This window comes from Cupriavidus nantongensis, assembly GCF_041726985.1.
Taxonomy (GTDB): domain Bacteria; phylum Pseudomonadota; class Gammaproteobacteria; order Burkholderiales; family Burkholderiaceae; genus Cupriavidus; species Cupriavidus nantongensis_A.
In genome coordinates, this window is record NZ_CP168303.1 from 1,016,775 (window position 1) to 1,032,298 (window position 15,524).

Here is a 15,524-nt window from a genome sequence, read left to right on the forward strand (position 1 = left end):
CGGTGCAGCGCTGCAATGCGGCAGCGCGCACCGCGTGGAAATACTAGGAAGCAATCGTCATGCTGCTCGCCATCAAGGACTTCTTCAACAGCCTGCTCCTGAAGGAACTCTTCAAGGGCATGGCGCTGACCGGCCGCTATCTCTTCGCGCGCAAGGTCACCGTCCAGTTCCCGGAAGAGAAAACGCCGATCTCGCCGCGCTTCCGTGGCCTGCACGCGCTGCGCCGCTATCCGAATGGCGAGGAGCGCTGCATTGCCTGCAAGCTGTGCGAGGCGGTGTGCCCGGCGCTGGCCATCACCATCGAGTCGGACGTGCGCAACGACGGCACGCGCCGTACCACCCGCTACGACATCGACCTGACCAAGTGCATCTTCTGCGGTTTCTGCGAAGAGGCCTGCCCGGTCGACGCCATCGTGGAAACGCAGATCCTGGAATACCACGGCGAGAAGCGCGGCGACCTGTACTTCACCAAGGACATGCTGCTGGCAGTGGGCGACCGCTACGAGCCGCAGATCGCGGCGGCCAAGGCTGCCGACGCCAAGTATCGCTGACCGGCGCACGCGCCAAACGGCAGGGCGGCCGCCCGTAACAGACCTGGCCGCTTCTGCCACCGAATTTGAATACGGTCCCTTCAATGCGAGGGGCTAAAGCAAGGATGCCGCAGGAGCGGGCCACCCGAAGGGGAAGGCTTGTGCCGGACGGCCCTGAGAGGATCCGATAGGAACCATGGAACTCACGACCACCATCTTCTATGTCTTTGCGCTGGTGCTGGTGCTCTCCGCACTGAAAGTCATCACTGCGAAGAACCCGGTGCATTCCGCACTGTTCCTCGTGCTGTCGTTCTTCACGGCCGCCGCGATCTGGATGCTGCTCAAGGCGGAATTCCTCGCCATCCTGCTGGTGCTGGTCTATGTCGGCGCGGTGATGGTGCTGTTCCTGTTCGTGGTGATGATGATCGATATCGACATCGAGCACCTGCGCCGCGACTTCTGGACCTACGTGCCGATGGCCTCGGTGGTGGGGGCGCTGATCATCGCCGAGATGGCGATCGTGCTGGTGCGCAACTTCATCGGCACCACCGCGCCGGTGGTGGCCAGCGGTTCGCAGGAACCGGGCTACTCGAACACCGCCGCGCTCGGCAAGCTGATCTACACCGACTACATCTACGCCTTCGAAGTGGCCGGCATCATCCTGCTGGTGGCGATCATCGCCGCTGTCGCGCTGACCTTGCGCCGCCGCAAGGACACCAAGGCTCAGGACGTGTCGGCGCAGCTGCGCACCCGCCGCGACGAGCGCGTGCGCCTGGTGCCGATGCAGGCCGAAGCCCAGAACCCGCAGACGGAAGCCGCGGCTGCCGCCAATAAGAACTAAAGCCCGGAGAAACGCTGTGCTCTCTCTCGCCCACTTCCTCGTGCTCGGTGCGATCCTGTTTGCGATCAGCATCGTCGGCATCTTCCTGAACCGCAAGAACGTGATCGTGCTGCTGATGGCGATCGAACTGATGCTGCTCGCGGTGAACATCAACTTCGTCGCCTTCTCGCATTACCTGGGCGACCTGGCTGGTCAGGTTTTCGTTTTCTTCATCCTTACGGTGGCCGCCGCCGAGTCGGCAATCGGTCTGGCAATCCTGGTGGTGCTGTTCCGCAACCTGGATACGATCAACGTGGACGACATGGACACCCTGAAGTACTGATCCGTGCCGTACTACGCAGATAACCAAGACTCTCCGACCGCACACCACTAAGCGTCCTATGGCAACCACGCTCAACCCCAACCTGCTGCTTGCGATTCCGCTGGCGCCGCTAGTCGGCTCCGCGATCGCCGGCCTGTTCGGTACCAAGTTCTTTGGCCTGTTTTCCTCGGAGTCGCGCGGCGGCCGGATCGTGGCCCACACCTCGACCATTCTGGGCGTGGCCATTGCCTGCGTGCTGTCGGTGATGGTGCTGCTCGACGTGATGAACGGCGCGGGCTACAACGGCACCGTCTACGAGTGGATGGCGATCGGCAGCCTGAAGATGGAGGTCGGCTTCCTGGTCGACTCGCTGACCGCGATGATGATGGTCGTAGTGACCTTCGTCTCGCTGATGGTGCACATCTACACCGTCGGCTACATGGACGGGGACCCCGGCTACAACCGCTTCTTTGCCTACATCTCGCTGTTCACCTTCTCGATGCTGATGCTGGTGATGAGCAACAACTTCCTGCAGCTGTTCTTCGGCTGGGAAGCGGTGGGCCTGGTGTCGTACCTGCTGATCGGTTTCTGGTACACCCGACCGACGGCGATCTTCGCCAACCTGAAGGCGTTCCTGGTCAACCGCGTCGGCGACTTCGGCTTCATCCTGGGCATCGGCCTGCTGCTGGCCTACGCCGGCAGCATGAACTACACCGAAGTATTCGCCGCGCGCAACCAGCTGGCTACCGTGGTTTTCCCGGGCACCGACTGGATGATGATCACCGTCGCGTGCATCTGCCTGTTCATCGGCGCGATGGGCAAGTCGGCGCAGTTCCCGCTGCACGTCTGGCTGCCTGACTCGATGGAAGGCCCGACCCCGATTTCCGCACTGATCCACGCGGCCACCATGGTGACCGCCGGCATCTTCATGGTCGCGCGCATGTCGCCGCTGTTCGAGCTGTCGGACACCGCGCTGTCCTTCGTGCTGGTGATCGGCGCCATCACCGCGCTGTTCATGGGCTTCCTGGGCATCATCCAGAACGACATCAAGCGCGTGGTGGCGTACTCCACCCTGTCGCAGCTGGGCTACATGACCGTGGCGCTGGGCGCCTCGGCCTACTCGGTGGCGGTGTTCCACCTGATGACGCACGCGTTCTTCAAGGCGCTGCTGTTCCTGGGCGCGGGCTCGGTCATCATCGGCATGCACCACGACCAGGACATCCGCAACATGGGCGGCCTGCGCAAGTACATGCCGATCACCTGGATCACCTCGCTGGTGGGTTCGCTGGCGCTGATCGGCACGCCGTTCTTCGCGGGCTTCTACTCCAAGGACTCGATCATCGAGGCCGTGGCCGAGTCGCATATCGCCGGTTCGGGCTTTGCCTACTTCGCCGTGCTGGCGGGCGTGTTCGTCACCGCGTTCTACTCGTTCCGCATGTACTTCCTGGTGTTCCATGGCAAGTCCCGCTGGGGCCAGAACCACGCGCACCAGCACCATGAGGGCGACCACGAGGACGAGGAAGTCTCGCACGACCATCATCACGGCCTCGCCGCCGGCGAGACGCCGCACGAGTCGCCTTGGGTCGTGACGCTGCCGCTGGTGCTGCTGGCAATCCCGTCGGTGATCATCGGCGCGATCGCGATCGAGCCGATGCTGTTCGGCAACTTCTTCAAGAACGGCATCGCCTTCAAGGAAGTGATCTTCGTCGGCGAGAACCACCACGCCATGGCCGAGCTGAAGCAGGCCTTCCACGGCTGGGTGGCGATGGCGCAGCACTCGCTGACCACGCCCGTGCTGTGGCTGGCCATCGCCGGCGTGGTGCTGTCCTGGTTCTTCTACATGAAGCGCCCGGATATCCCCGAGGCCATCGCCAATCGCTTCTCGGGCCTGTACAAGCTGCTCGACAACAAGTACTACATGGACGCCATCAACCAGGCCGTGTTCGCCCGCGGCGCACGCCTGCTTGGTACCGGCCTGTGGAAGGGCGGCGACCAGAGCCTGATCGATGGCCTGTTCGTCAACGGCGCGGCGCGCGTGGTGGCATCGTTTGCTTCGGCCAGCCGCTACCTGCAGTCGGGCTATATCTACCACTACGCGTTCGCGATGATCGTCGGCATGCTGGTGCTGCTGACGCTGACGATCACGGGCGTGATCGGCACCAAGTGATAGGCACCAAGTAAGGAAAACATAGAAATGGTTCTGTCTTTCTCAATCTGGCTGCCTGTCTTTTTCGGCCTGCTGATCCTGGCCTTCGGCTCGGACCGCAGCCCGGGCTTCGTGCGGTGGATGTCGCTGTTCGGCTCGATCGCCAGCTTCGTGGTCACGCTGCCGCTGGTATTCAACTTCGACCGCGCCACCGCGGCGATGCAGTTCGTCGAGAAGGCGAGCTGGATCGAACGCTTCAACATCCACTACCTGCTGGGCGTTGACGGCCTGTCGATGTGGTTCGTGGTGCTGACCGCCTTCATCACGGTGATCGTGGTGATCTCGGCCTGGGAGGTGATCACCGAGCGCGTGGCCGAGTACATGGCCTCGTTCCTGATCCTGTCGGGCCTGATGGTCGGCGTGTTCTGCGCGCTCGACGGCATGCTGTTCTACGTGTTCTTCGAAGCCACGCTGATCCCGATGTACATCATCATCGGCGTCTGGGGCGGCCCGAACCGTGTCTACGCGGCCTTCAAGTTCTTCCTGTACACGCTGCTGGGCTCGCTGCTGACGCTGGTTGCGCTGCTGTACCTGTACAACAAGACCGGCACCTTCGACATCCTGCAATGGCATCAGGCCAAGCTGTCGATGAACGAGCAGATCGCGATCTTTATCGCCTTCTTCGTCGCGTTCGCGGTGAAGGTGCCGATGTGGCCGGTGCATACCTGGCTGCCCGACGCCCACGTGGAAGCGCCGACCGGCGGTTCGGTGGTGCTGGCCGCGATCATGCTGAAGCTGGGCGCCTACGGCTTCCTGCGCTTCTCGCTGCCGATCGCGCCTGACGCCAGCCACTACCTGGCCCCGTTCATCATCACCATCTCGCTGATCGCGGTGATCTATATCGGCCTGGTGGCGCTGGTGCAGGCCGACATGAAGAAGCTGGTAGCGTACTCGTCGATCGCCCACATGGGCTTCGTCACGCTGGGCTTCTTCATCTTCAGCGACATCGGCGTCGAGGGCGGCATCATCCAGATGATCTCGCACGGCTTTATCTCGGGCGCCATGTTCCTGTGCATCGGCGTGCTGTATGACCGCGTGCACTCGCGCCAGATCGCCGACTACGGCGGCGTGGTCAACACCATGCCGAAGTTTGCGGCGCTGTCGGTGTTCTTCGCCATGGCCAACTGCGGCCTGCCGGCCACCTCTGGTTTCGTCGGCGAATTCATGGTGATCCTGGGCGCGGTCAAGTTCAACTTCTGGATCGGCCTGCTGGCCGCCACCGCGCTGATCCTCGGCGCTGCCTACTCGCTGTGGATGGTCAAGCGCGTCATTTTCGGCGACGTCGTGCACCAGCACGTGCGCGAGCTGGCCGACCTGAACCAGCGTGAGTTCGTCATGCTCGGCCTGCTGGCCCTGATGACGCTGTACATGGGCCTGCACCCGAAGCCCTTTACCGACGTGATGCACCCGTCCGTGGTCAACCTGCTGCAGCACGCGGCGCAGTCCAAGCTGTAATCGGGGAGAGATATCAACATGCAACCGTCCTCGACACTCGCCCCCGTGGCGCCGATCATCTTCCTGGCGATCGCCATCGCCGCGATCAACTGGATCGACCTGGCCCGCGGCAAGGGCAAGCAGAGCGTTGCCTACCCGCTGTCGCTGCTGACAACGCTGGTGCTGACCGCCTGGTTCGGCATGAACGCCGCCACCGGCGAGACGCATTACGCGTTCTCCAACCTGGTCGTGATCGACCCGATGGCCAACGTGCTGTCGGCATTCTGCGCCGCCGGCCTGTTTGTCACGCTGGTTTATACGCGCCGCTACCTGGCCGAGCGCGACATGTTCGCCGGCGAGTTCTACATGCTGGCGCTGTTCACGCTGGGCGGCCAGATCGTGATGATCACGGGCAACAACTTCCTGACCCTGTACCTGGGCCTGGAACTGCTGTCGCTGTCGTCGTACGCGCTGGTGGCGCTGCGCCGCGAGTCTCGCGTGACCTCCGAATCGGCAATGAAGTACTTCGTGCTGGGCGCGCTGGCTTCGGGCTTCCTGCTGTACGGCATCTCGATGATGTACGGCGCCACCGGTTCGCTGAACCTGGGCGAGGTGTTCCGTGCGGTCGAATCGGGCCGCATCAACACCACCATGCTGGCCTTCGGCGTGGTCTTCATCGTCGCCGGCCTGTCGTTCAAGCTGGGCGCCGCGCCGTTCCACATGTGGATTCCGGACATCTACCAGGGCTCGCCGACCGCGGTGACGCTGCTGATCGCCGGCGGCCCGAAGGTGGCGGCATTCGCGCTGTTTATCCGTGTGCTGGTGGAAGGCCTGCTGCCGCTGGCCAGCGACTGGCAGATGATGCTGGTGGTGCTGTCGATCATCTCGCTGGCGATCGGCAACCTGACCGCCATCGTGCAGAGCAACCTGAAGCGGATGCTGGCGTACTCGACCATCTCGCACATGGGCTTCGTGCTGCTGGGCCTGCTTTCGGGCGTGGTCGCCAACAAGGCCGACGGCGCTGCGGATGCGTACAGCTCGGCGATGTTCTACTCGGTCACCTACCTGCTGACCACGCTGGGCACCTTCGGCATCATCCTGCTGCGCACCAGCAAGGGTTTCGAGGCCGAGACCCTGGAAGACCTGAAGGGCATGTCGCGCCGCAACCCGTGGTTTGCCTTCCTGATGCTGGTGATGATGTTCTCGCTGGCGGGCATCCCGCCGACGGTGGGCTTCTATGCCAAGCTGGCGGTGCTCGACGCGGTGGTCAAGGCCGGCATGACCTGGCTGGCGGTGGTGGCGGTGCTGTTCTCGCTGATCGGCGCGTTCTACTATCTGCGCATCGTCAAGCTGATGTACTTCGATGCCCCCGCCGGCGAAGAGGAACTGGAAGCCACCTTCGGCCTGCGTTCGATGCTGAGCGTGAATGGCGCCGCGGTGATCCTGCTGGGCCTGTTCCCGGCCGCGCTGATGAACCTGTGCTATCAGGCCATCCGCTCGACCCTGGGTTCCTGATCCGCCACGCAATATGAGCGCCTCTGCAAGCGGCTGGTTTGTCATCCTGCTGGCACTGGTCTGTGCGAACCTGCCGTTCGTCAACCAGCGCCTGTTCGTGGTGATCCCGCTGCGGCAGGCGCGCAAGCCGCTGTGGCTGCGCCTGCTCGAACTGGTGATCTGGTTCGGCGTCGCCGGCGCAGCCGGCTTTGCGGTGGAAGCCAACCTGGGCGGCACGTTTGCGCAGGGCTGGCAGTTCTACGCCATCACCGCCTGCATGATGCTGGTGTTTGCCTTTCCCGGCTTCACCTGGCAATACCTCGTCAAACACCGCACGGCCTGAAGCCGGTCTTGTCGGCGCCGGGCCCTGCCTGATCCGGAGCGTCCATGACCGACAAGACCCAACGCGGCACCCAACTTCCGGCCGCATCCGCCGGCCTTACCGCGAACGACGAGAGCGACGACGCACTGAAGGAAGTGTGCGTGGCGTCGGCCACGGTCCATCGCGGCAAGTTCCTTACCCTCAAGCAGGACATCGTCAGGCTGCCCGACGGCAAGCAGACCGGGCGCGAGTACGTGGTCCATCCCGGCGCGGTGATGATGATTCCGCTGTTCGACGACGGCACCGTGCTGCTGGAGCGCCAGTTCCGCTATCCGATCGGCGAGGTGATGCTGGAGTTTCCCGCGGGCAAACTGGACCCCGAAGAGGGCGCGCAGCGCTGCGGCGAACGCGAGCTGCTCGAGGAAACCGGCTACCGCGCCGCGCGCTGGGACTACCTGACGCGCATCCATCCCGTCATTTCCTATTCGACCGAGTTCATCGATATCCTGCTGGCGCGCGACCTGACGCATGGCGAGGCGCAGCTGGACGACGGTGAATTCCTGGAAACCTTCATCGCGCCGGCGGGCCAGGTGATAGATTGGGTCCGCAGCGGCCGCATCACCGACGTGAAGACCATCATCGGCGCGTTCTGGCTGGAAAAAGTGATCTCGGGTGCCTGGCAGCCGGGGGAGCAGCCCATGCCGGCGTATGGGGCGGCACAACGGTGAGCCGCGCGGCGAAGACGCCGCAGCTTAGTTCCGAACGGTCGTTCTAAAAAATTTAGCACGACCGTTCACAAAATTTGGATTCGCGGATAATATAGCTTTTGACGGGCTGGAAAGATCATGAAGGTGCTCGACCTGCGCTGCGCGCATGACCATCGTTTCGAGGGCTGGTTTGCCTCGGAGGAAGAGGCGCAGTCGCAAATCTCGCGTGACCTGGTCCAATGCCCGGTCTGTGGCGACCACGCCGTGACCCGGCTGCCCAGCGCGCCGCGCCTGAACCTGTCGGGCGCGACCGCGCGCGAGGGCAAGGCCAGGCCGGCGCCGCCGGCTGCCGCACCGGTGACACTGCAAGCGCTGTATATGAAGGCAGTGAAGCAGGTGCTGGCGCAGACCGAGGACGTGGGCGACCGCTTTGCCGAGGAGGCAAGGCGCATGCACTATGACGAGGCGCCGGAACGCGGCATCCGCGGTTCGGCCTCGCCGGAGGAGGTGCAGGCGCTGGCCGAGGAGGGCATCGAGACTTTTCCGCTCGTGGTGCCGGATGCGCTGAAGCAGACGGCTCACTGAATTGCGTCCTGTGCCCGTTGCTGTCGGCGCATGACGCGCAGGCAGAACAAACCGCCGGCGGCCCGCGCCATGCCGGCACCACTGGAGACGGGCATGGATCTCAACTACTCGGCGTCCGACGATGCCTTCCGCGAGGAAGTGCGTAGCTGGCTCGAAGCCAACTTGCCGGCGGACATCCGCAGCAAGATTCTCAACCACCGCCGTCCGAACCGCGACGACCTGGTGCGCTGGCACAAGCTGCTGGCCGGCAAGGGCTGGTCGGCGCCGCACTGGCCGGTGCAGTACGGCGGCACCGGCTGGAACGCCACCCAGCGCCATATCTGGGACGAAGAGAATGCCCGCGTCGGCGCGCCCGGCGTGCTGCCGTTCGGCGTGGCGATGGTCGCGCCGGTGATCATGAAGTACGGCAACGAGCAGCAGAAGTCCTACTACCTGCCGCGCATCCTCGACTGTACCGACTGGTGGTGCCAGGGCTATTCGGAGCCGGGCTCGGGTTCGGACCTGGCCTCGCTGAAGACCCGCGCCGAACTGACCGCGGACGGCAAGCACTACATCGTCAACGGCCAGAAGACCTGGACCACGCTCGGCCAGCACGCCGACATGATCTTCTGCCTGGTGCGCACCGATCCGGAAGCCAAGAAGCAGGAGGGCATCTCGTTCCTGCTGATCGACATGAAGACCCCGGGCATCACCGTGCGCCCGATCATCATGCTCGACGAAGAGCACGAGGTGAACGAAGTCTTCTTCGACAACGTCAAGGTGCCGGTCGAGAACCGAGTCGGCGAAGAGAACAAGGGCTGGACCTACGCCAAGTACCTGCTCGGCCATGAGCGCACCGGCATTGCCCGCGTCGGCAATTCCAAGCGCGAGCTGGGCTTCCTCAAGCGCGTGGCGCGCCAGCAGCAGAAGAACGGCAAGCCGTTGCTGGAAGACCCGGTGTTCGGCGCCAAGGTGGCCGCGCTGGAAATCGAACTGATGGCGCTCGAGATCACCGTGCTGCGCGTGGTGTCCAGCGAAGCCGCGGGCAAGGGCCCCGGCCCCGAGGCCTCGATGCTGAAGATCAAGGGCACCGAGATCCAGCAACTGCTGACCGAGCTGATGGTCGAGGCCGTCGGCCCGTACGCGCAGCCGTTCGACACCGCTTACCTGGAGTGCGAGACCGAACACGCCGTGACCGGCTACGACGACGCCGCGCCGCTGGCCGCGTACTACTTCAACTATCGCAAGACCTCCATCTACGGCGGGTCCAACGAAATTCAGAAGAACATCATCAGTCAGATGATTCTGGGGCTGTGAGGAGACACGCATCATGAACTTCAATCTCAGCGACGAACAGAAGCAACTGGCCGACGCCGTCCGCCGTTTCATCGACAAGGACTATGGCTTCGAAGAGCGCAAGAAGCACTACGAGAGTGCCGCCGGCTACGGCGAATCCGCATGGGGCGCGCTGGCCGAACTGGGCCTGACGGCGCTGCCGGTGCCGGAAGCGCAGGGTGGCTTTGCCGGCAAGGCCCTGGACATGATGGTGGTGCAGCAGGAACTGGGCCGCGGCCTGATCGTCGAGCCCTACCTGGCCACCGTGGTGGGTGCCTACGCGCTGGGCCTGGCCGGCGGCCAGGACGCGCTGCTGGAGCAGGTGGCCGGCGGCGAGCTGAAGCTGGCGGTGGCGTTCAACGAGCCGCAGGCGCGCTATGAACTGAACAACGTGCGCGTCAGCGCGCGCGACGGCAAGCTCAACGGCCGCAAGACCGTGGTGGTGCACGGCGGCCAGGCTGACCGTCTGATCGTGTCGGCGCGCAGCAGCGGCGCCGATGCCGACCAGGATGGCATCTCGCTGTTCCTGGTCGACGCCAGCGGCGCGGGCGTCAGCATCAAGGACTACCGCACCATCGACAACCTGCGCGCCGCCGATATCACCTTCCAGGATGCCCCCGCGCAATTGCTGGGCGAAGCCGGCAAGGGCTTCGCGCTGGTCGAGCAGGTGGCCGACTATGCCGCGGTGCTGCTGTGCGCCGAGGCCGTGGGCGTGATGGACACGCTCAATGCCGCGACGCTGGAATACGCCAAGACGCGCCAGCAGTTCGGCGTGCCGATCGCGCGCTTCCAGGCGCTGCAGCATCGCATGGTCGAGATGTTCATCCATGCCGAGCAGTCGCGCTCGATCACGCTGCTGGCCGCGGCGCGCTTCGAGGAGGCCTCGCCCGAGGAGCGGCGCCGCTACGTCTCCGCCGCCAAGGCGCGCGTGGGCCAGGCTGCGCGCACGGTGGGCCAGGAGGCGGTGCAGATCCACGGTGGCATGGGCGTGACCAACGAACTGCCGGCCGCGCACATGTTCAAGCGGCTGACCATGATCAACACCACCTTCGGCGACGTGGATCATCACCTGGGCAGGTTTGCCGCCCAGCCCGGCTTCCAGGAAGCTGCCTGATCCCGTCAGTCCAGTCAAAACCGCGCTGCAGTCCAGGCGCGGTTTTTTCTTTGCGCGCTGTTAGGGGCGGGTTCGGCAAATACGGACGCACGCCCGCGCCTGCCATGCGATCATCGTGCGGACCAGTCAACCGCCATCACAACGGAGACGCCCCATGCTGTATTTCGAGGATTTTGAAGTCGGCAGCCGCCGTGAACTGGGTTCCTACCTCGTCACCGAGGAAGAGATCCTGAGCTTCGCGCGCCAGTACGACCCGCAGCCGTTCCATATCGACAAGGAAGCCGCCAGCAACAGCATTTACGGCGGGCTGATCTCGAGCGGCTGGATGACGTGCTCGATCATGATGCGCCTGCTGGTGCTGAGCACCACCGGCAAGTCGGCCAGCATGGGCTCGCCTGGTGTCGACGAGATCCGCTGGCTCAAGCCGGTCTATGCCGGCGACACGCTCACCGTCGTGCTGAACGTGCTCGACAGCCGGCCGTCGCAGTCCAAGCCGGACCGCGGCGTAGTCCATACCCAGTGGGAGGCGACGAACCAGCGCGGCGAGCTGGTGTGCACTGTCAAGGGCATGGGCATGTACGGCCGCCGGCCGGCGTAACCACACTTAACCGTCACGAGGAGACGATCGACATGCGTACCATCGCAACGCTGGAAGAACTGGAAGGGCTGCAGGGCCAGGAAGTCGCGGTCAGCGACTGGATCGAGGTGACCCAGCAGCAGGTCAACCAGTTTGCCGAGGCCACCGGCGACCACCAGTGGATCCACATCGACGTGGAGCGCGCCAAAAAGGAATCGCCCTATGGCGGCCCGATCGCGCACGGCTTCCTGACGCTGTCGCTGCTGCCCAAGTTCATGCACAACGCGCTCAGCATGCCGTCCAAGATCGGCGTCAACTACGGCCTGAACCGGGTGCGCTTTACCGCACCGGTGCCGGTCGGCAGCAAGCTGCGCGCGCGCATCAAGCTGCTCAAGGTCGAGCGCCTGGATCCGCTGCCGAACTCGCCCGAACTGGTCGGCGCGCAGTCCACCTGGGAGGTGACGGTGGAGCGCGAGGGCAGCGAGCGCCCGGTGTGCATCGCCGAGTCGATCACGCGCCGTTACGGGTGACCCGCGGGCTGAGCTGCGGCGCCGCATGCGGCACTGCGACAATATGCCACAGCGCGGTGTCGCACCCCCGAGAGCCGCGCAAAGCGCGGCTTTCTGCATATTTAAACGCCTTTTTGTGATGTTGACGTGGATCAAGGACAGCGCAGTGCACCAATGCACTGATTGTCCGTTTAAATGAACAGTGTGTTCCGTAGCGTTGGGTTTACCCCTAATGTTGCGTTGCGGTACAGTCGCGCCCACGATGTTTTACGTGTTGCGCTCCCCGGCCGAAAACCGCGCCTGTCATGACGGCAGGTCTGTCGGGAGGCGCAAAAGCCTCGTATTCCAACGCTACCCGGCCGCAGTATTCAGCCGGGACCGTTCGCGGTTTCGGCCATCAGGTGCCGCAGCGCCGGCAAGGTCCCACAGGGCCTGCAGCGCGCGCAGTCAGTTGTCCTTCCGTGTTCATGGCGTTGCAAGGCCGCATGGTCCTCCGGCGTTAGATCCGCCGCCCGACCGCAACGCCAGCTAAGGACACGTCCTTCCGGTTTTCCCATAGCCCCACGCCTCTTGCGCGAGCATCAGGCGGTTTAGCCACGCTTTTGCCCAAAGCGCGGTGTAACCAAACCAGTCGTGACATGAAGAAACCCATACTGCCGCGGTGGACGCGGTTCCTGCCTTGCCTTGGCCTGCTCCTGCTCGCCGGCTGCAACATGACGCTGCTCGACCCGAAAGGGCAGGTCGGCGTCGACATCAAAGGCATCATCCTGATCGCCACCTGGCTGATGCTGCTTGTGGTGGTGCCGGTGATCGTGCTGACGCTGGTGTTCGCGTGGAAGTACCGCGCCAGCAATACCTCGGCACGCTATGAACCCGACTGGTCGCACTCGACCGCGATCGAGGTGGTGGTGTGGCTGATCCCCTGCCTGATCATCATTGCGCTGGGCATCATTACCTGGAAGTCCTCGCACGACCTGGACCCGTACAAGCCGCTGGAATCCAGCAAGAAGCCGGTCACGGTCGAAGTGGTGGCGCTGAACTGGAAGTGGCTGTTCATCTATCCGGAACTGAACATCGCCACCGTCAACCAGATCGCCTTCCCGGTCGACACCCCGGTGAACTTCAAGATCACCTCGGATTCGATCATGAATTCGTTCTTCATCCCGCAACTGGGCAGCCAGGTGTACGCCATGGCCGGGATGGAAACCAAGCTCCACCTGATCGCCAACGAAGCCGGCAGCTATGACGGCGTGTCCGCCAACTACAGCGGCGGCGGCTTCTCGGGCATGAAGTTCAAGGCCATCGCCATGTCGAACTACGAGTTCGACCAGTGGGTGGCGAAGGTCCGCGCCTCGTCCACCGAACTGGGCGTTGACGGCTACAAGACGCTGGCGCAACCCAGCGAGAAGGAGCCGGTCGCGTACTACGGCAAGGTGGAAGACCAGCTGTTCCGCAACATCCTGCACAAGTACATGGGCCACGGCGGCGCCGCACTGGCCGCCGACGGGTTCAAGGGCGGCCCGATCTGCACGTCGCGCAACACCCTCGGTGAAGAGCAGCTGTCCTTGACCACGCCGGCCGCGCTGCCGGCAGGCGCGTAATCCTGGGAGCAATGATGTTTGGCAAGTTGAGTTTGTCGGCGATTCCGTTTCATGAGCCGATCATCATGGTCGTGCTGGCCGGTGTCGCCCTGGGCGGTGCCGCGCTGCTGGGCGCGATCACCTATTTCAAGAAGTGGGGCTATCTCTGGAACGAGTGGTTCACCTCCGTCGATCACAAGAAAATCGGCGTGATGTACTGCCTGGTGGCGCTGATCATGCTGCTGCGCGGCTTCGCCGACGCGGTCATGATGCGCACCCAGCTGGCGCTGGCCACCAACGGCGCGACCGGCGTGCTGCCGCCCGAGCACTACGACCAGATCTTCACCGCCCACGGCGTGATCATGATCTTCTTCGTGGCCATGCCGCTGATGACCGGCCTGATGAACCTGGTCGTGCCGCTGCAGATCGGCGCGCGCGACGTGGCGTTCCCGTTCCTGAACACGCTGTCGTTCTGGCTGTTCGTGGCGGGCGCCATGCTGGTCAACATCTCGCTGGGCGTCGGTGAGTTCGCCAAGACCGGCTGGCTGGCCTACCCGCCGCTGTCGGGAATCGACTACAGCCCGGGCGTAGGGGTGGACTATTACCTCTGGAGCTTGCAGATCTCGGGGCTGGGCACCTTGCTGACCGGCGTGAACTTCCTGGTCACGATCCTGCGCATGCGCGCGCCTGGCATGACGCTGATGCGCATGCCGGTGTTCACCTGGACCGCGCTGTGCACCAACGTGCTGATCGTCGCCGCCTTCCCGGTGCTGACCGTGACCCTGGCGCTGCTGGGCCTGGACCGCTACCTCGGCATGCACTTCTTCACGAACGACGGTGGCGGCAACGCCATGATGTACGTGAACCTGATCTGGATCTGGGGCCACCCCGAGGTGTACATCCTGATCCTGCCGGCGTTCGGCATCTTCTCTGAAGTCATCGCCACGTTCTCGGGCAAGAAGCTGTTCGGCTACAAGGGCATGGTGTACGCGACCGCCGCGATCATGGTGCTGTCGTTCATCGTGTGGCTGCACCACTTCTTCACGATGGGCTCGGGCGCCAACGTCAACGCGTTCTTCGGCATCACCACCATGATCATCTCCATCCCGACCGGGGTGAAGATCTTCAACTGGCTGTTCACCATGTACCGCGGCCGCGTGCAGATGACCTCGCCGGTGCTGTGGACCCTGGGCTTCATGATCACCTTCGTGATCGGCGGCATGACCGGCGTGCTGATGGCGGTGCCGGCGGCCGACTTCGTGCTGCACAACAGCCTGTTCCTGATCGCCCACTTCCACAACGTGATCATCGGCGGCGTGCTGTTCGGCTACCTGGCCGGCATCACCTACTGGTGGCCGAAGGCGTTCGGCTTCAAGCTGAACGAGCGCCTGGGCAAGGCTTCGTTCTGGTGCTGGCTGGTGGGCTTCTACTTCGCCTTCATGCCGCTGTACGTGCTGGGCCTGATGGGCATGACCCGCCGCCTGAACCACACCGACAACCCGGCCTGGACGCCGTGGCTGTACCTGGCCGTGGTGGGCGTGGTGTTCGTCGCGCTCGGCATCTTCTTCCAGGTTCTGCAGATCGTGGTGTCGATCCGCGACCGCAAGAAGCTGGCCGACGTGACCGGCGACCCGTGGGGCGGCCGCACGCTGGAGTGGGCCACCTCGTCGCCGCCGCCGTTCTACAACTTCGCGCACACCCCGGTGGTGCGTGACCTGGACGCGTTCGCCGACATGAAGGCGCGCGGCGAGACCCTGCCGACCGAAGGCTACGAGAAGATCCACATGCCCAAGAACACGGGCGCGGGCTTCATCATCGGCGCCTTCAGCCTGGTGTTCGGCTTTGCCCTGACCTGGCATATCTGGTGGCTGGCCATCGTTGGCCTGGTGGGCATGATCTGGGCGTTCATCCACCGCAGCAACGACGACCATATCGACTACTACGTGCCGGCCACCGAGGTCGAGCAGATCGAAACGCGCCATCTGCAGCGCATTGCTTCGCAAGCCTGAG

Annotated in this window: 15 protein-coding genes; all 15 read left to right on the forward strand. The window is 63.9% G+C overall.

Features of this window, described 5'->3' with window-relative positions:
* Positions 1-59: 59 nt before the first annotated feature.
* Positions 60-551, forward strand: a complete 492-nt coding sequence (gene nuoI, locus ACEI37_RS15850) for an NADH-quinone oxidoreductase subunit NuoI (RefSeq protein WP_022534067.1) — start codon at positions 60-62, stop codon at positions 549-551.
* A gap of 175 nt (positions 552-726) precedes the next feature.
* Positions 727-1,371: an NADH-quinone oxidoreductase subunit J gene (locus ACEI37_RS15855; protein WP_373379687.1), complete on the forward strand. Its 645-nt coding sequence runs from the start codon at positions 727-729 to the stop codon at positions 1,369-1,371.
* A gap of 16 nt (positions 1,372-1,387) precedes the next feature.
* Entirely contained in the window at positions 1,388-1,693 is a 306-nt protein-coding gene (gene nuoK, locus ACEI37_RS15860) for an NADH-quinone oxidoreductase subunit NuoK (RefSeq protein WP_029044763.1), read from the forward strand.
* Positions 1,694-1,751: 58 nt separating this feature from the next.
* Entirely contained in the window at positions 1,752-3,839 is a 2,088-nt protein-coding gene (gene nuoL / locus ACEI37_RS15865; protein WP_373379688.1) for an NADH-quinone oxidoreductase subunit L, read from the forward strand.
* A gap of 27 nt (positions 3,840-3,866) precedes the next feature.
* Positions 3,867-5,333 carry an NADH-quinone oxidoreductase subunit M gene (locus tag ACEI37_RS15870; RefSeq protein ID WP_373379689.1) on the forward strand — a complete coding sequence of 489 codons (1,467 nt, stop codon included), beginning with the start codon at positions 3,867-3,869 and terminating at the stop codon, positions 5,331-5,333.
* 18 nt (positions 5,334-5,351) lie between these two features.
* Positions 5,352-6,827: an NADH-quinone oxidoreductase subunit NuoN gene (nuoN, locus tag ACEI37_RS15875; protein WP_373379690.1), complete on the forward strand. Its 1,476-nt coding sequence runs from the start codon at positions 5,352-5,354 to the stop codon at positions 6,825-6,827.
* A 13-nt stretch (positions 6,828-6,840) separates the two neighbouring features.
* On the forward strand, positions 6,841-7,149 hold the full coding sequence (locus tag ACEI37_RS15880; protein ID WP_373379691.1) for a DUF2818 family protein: 309 nt from the start codon (positions 6,841-6,843) through the stop codon (positions 7,147-7,149).
* 44 nt (positions 7,150-7,193) lie between these two features.
* Positions 7,194-7,856 carry an NUDIX domain-containing protein gene (locus tag ACEI37_RS15885; RefSeq protein WP_373379692.1) on the forward strand — a complete coding sequence of 221 codons (663 nt, stop codon included), beginning with the start codon at positions 7,194-7,196 and terminating at the stop codon, positions 7,854-7,856.
* 117 nt (positions 7,857-7,973) lie between these two features.
* Entirely contained in the window at positions 7,974-8,420 is a 447-nt protein-coding gene (locus ACEI37_RS15890; RefSeq protein WP_062797781.1) for a DUF1178 family protein, read from the forward strand.
* Positions 8,421-8,513: 93 nt separating this feature from the next.
* Complete coding sequence (locus tag ACEI37_RS15895) at positions 8,514-9,716, forward strand: acyl-CoA dehydrogenase family protein (protein ID WP_373379693.1); 1,203 nt, start codon at positions 8,514-8,516, stop codon at positions 9,714-9,716.
* A gap of 13 nt (positions 9,717-9,729) precedes the next feature.
* Positions 9,730-10,848: an acyl-CoA dehydrogenase family protein gene (locus ACEI37_RS15900; protein ID WP_373379694.1), complete on the forward strand. Its 1,119-nt coding sequence runs from the start codon at positions 9,730-9,732 to the stop codon at positions 10,846-10,848.
* 154 nt (positions 10,849-11,002) lie between these two features.
* The gene (locus ACEI37_RS15905; RefSeq protein WP_062797790.1) at positions 11,003-11,446 is read left to right on the forward strand and encodes a MaoC family dehydratase; all 444 of its coding nucleotides are present in this window, start codon (positions 11,003-11,005) and stop codon (positions 11,444-11,446) included.
* A gap of 32 nt (positions 11,447-11,478) precedes the next feature.
* Complete coding sequence (locus tag ACEI37_RS15910; RefSeq protein ID WP_111519573.1) at positions 11,479-11,955, forward strand: MaoC family dehydratase; 477 nt, start codon at positions 11,479-11,481, stop codon at positions 11,953-11,955.
* A 617-nt stretch (positions 11,956-12,572) separates the two neighbouring features.
* A complete protein-coding gene (gene cyoA, locus ACEI37_RS15915) occupies positions 12,573-13,535 on the forward strand; it encodes a ubiquinol oxidase subunit II (protein WP_373379695.1) in 963 nt (320 codons plus the stop codon).
* Between the two features lie 14 nt (positions 13,536-13,549).
* Complete coding sequence (cyoB, locus tag ACEI37_RS15920; protein ID WP_373379696.1) at positions 13,550-15,523, forward strand: cytochrome o ubiquinol oxidase subunit I; 1,974 nt, start codon at positions 13,550-13,552, stop codon at positions 15,521-15,523.
* Position 15,524 lies beyond the last annotated feature (1 nt).

What these genes read in the sequence shown, in the direction of transcription:
- ACEI37_RS15855 (WP_373379687.1), top strand. Translation starts at nt 727, where the DNA reads ATGGAACTCACGACCACCATCTTCTATGTCTTTGCGCTGGTGCTGGTG.
- ACEI37_RS15895 (WP_373379693.1), top strand. Translation starts at nt 8,514, where the DNA reads ATGGATCTCAACTACTCGGCGTCCGACGATGCCTTCCGCGAGGAAGTG.
- ACEI37_RS15905 (WP_062797790.1), top strand. Translation starts at nt 11,003, where the DNA reads ATGCTGTATTTCGAGGATTTTGAAGTCGGCAGCCGCCGTGAACTGGGT.
- ACEI37_RS15910 (WP_111519573.1), top strand. Translation starts at nt 11,479, where the DNA reads ATGCGTACCATCGCAACGCTGGAAGAACTGGAAGGGCTGCAGGGCCAG.
- cyoA (WP_373379695.1), top strand. Translation starts at nt 12,573, where the DNA reads ATGAAGAAACCCATACTGCCGCGGTGGACGCGGTTCCTGCCTTGCCTT.
- ACEI37_RS15900 (WP_373379694.1), top strand. Translation starts at nt 9,730, where the DNA reads ATGAACTTCAATCTCAGCGACGAACAGAAGCAACTGGCCGACGCCGTC.
- ACEI37_RS15885 (WP_373379692.1), top strand. Translation starts at nt 7,194, where the DNA reads ATGACCGACAAGACCCAACGCGGCACCCAACTTCCGGCCGCATCCGCC.
- nuoN (WP_373379690.1), top strand. Translation starts at nt 5,352, where the DNA reads ATGCAACCGTCCTCGACACTCGCCCCCGTGGCGCCGATCATCTTCCTG.
- nuoI (WP_022534067.1), top strand. Translation starts at nt 60, where the DNA reads ATGCTGCTCGCCATCAAGGACTTCTTCAACAGCCTGCTCCTGAAGGAA.
- cyoB (WP_373379696.1), top strand. Translation starts at nt 13,550, where the DNA reads ATGTTTGGCAAGTTGAGTTTGTCGGCGATTCCGTTTCATGAGCCGATC.
- nuoL (WP_373379688.1), top strand. Translation starts at nt 1,752, where the DNA reads ATGGCAACCACGCTCAACCCCAACCTGCTGCTTGCGATTCCGCTGGCG.
- ACEI37_RS15890 (WP_062797781.1), top strand. Translation starts at nt 7,974, where the DNA reads ATGAAGGTGCTCGACCTGCGCTGCGCGCATGACCATCGTTTCGAGGGC.
- ACEI37_RS15880 (WP_373379691.1), top strand. Translation starts at nt 6,841, where the DNA reads ATGAGCGCCTCTGCAAGCGGCTGGTTTGTCATCCTGCTGGCACTGGTC.
- ACEI37_RS15870 (WP_373379689.1), top strand. Translation starts at nt 3,867, where the DNA reads ATGGTTCTGTCTTTCTCAATCTGGCTGCCTGTCTTTTTCGGCCTGCTG.